Origin of the sequence: Acinetobacter sp., from assembly GCF_036666595.1 — a bacterium.
In the GTDB taxonomy this organism is placed as follows: Bacteria; Pseudomonadota; Gammaproteobacteria; order Pseudomonadales; family Moraxellaceae; genus Acinetobacter.
On the sequence record NZ_JAVWVO010000150.1, the window covers coordinates 1 to 529 of the forward strand.

Genomic DNA, 529 nt, shown 5'->3' on the forward strand with positions numbered 1-529 from the left:
TTTTACAGATTCAGGTGCAGCAAAATAACCAATCAGTGTTGACCCATCAGCTGAAGTATAGGTTATTTCACGAGTTTTGATTGCGGCAACCATCTGTTCAATCCTTATATGAATGAGAATGAACTTGATTAAAGCATAAATCAGCAAGATTCAAAGGACTAATTTATGAATATTGGTATTGAAATGTGAGAATTTATGAAAGCCTCAATAAAGCAAAAAGAAGGATTAAAACCCTTCTTTAAGTATTCACTTGAAATGCACATAATAACTTTAAGTTGGCTAGACTTTTCCTCTGGAAATAAAGCCTACAATTGCTAAAATAGCAGCAACAACTAAGAGGATAACCGCAAAGTCTTTAGACATACCCGCAACGCCACCGAAGCCAAACAAACTCGCCACTAGTGCAATCACTGCAAAGATAATCGCCCAACGAAACATAATTCGATCTCCATATTGTTTTTATCAGATTTTAGTATATGCATGTTTTTTCAACAGAAGTGTATTATTGTGTGGCCTAAGTGTGAAAATA

The 529-nt window shown here is 35.0% G+C and carries 1 protein-coding gene and 1 pseudogene; both read right to left on the reverse strand.

The window, feature by feature from the left end:
- A pseudogene (locus tag RR876_RS17300) lies at positions 1-93 on the reverse strand (dienelactone hydrolase family protein); the annotation flags it as partial.
- Positions 94-279: 186 nt separating this feature from the next.
- Positions 280-438 (reverse strand): DUF1328 domain-containing protein, encoded by a 159-nt coding sequence (locus RR876_RS17305; protein WP_089606321.1) that lies wholly within the window; start codon positions 436-438, stop codon positions 280-282.
- Positions 439-529 lie beyond the last annotated feature (91 nt).

Excerpts from the sequence above, each read along its gene's own strand:
- RR876_RS17305 (WP_089606321.1), bottom strand. The coding sequence starts at position 438 with ATGTTTCGTTGGGCGATTATCTTTGCAGTGATTGCACTAGTGGCGAGT.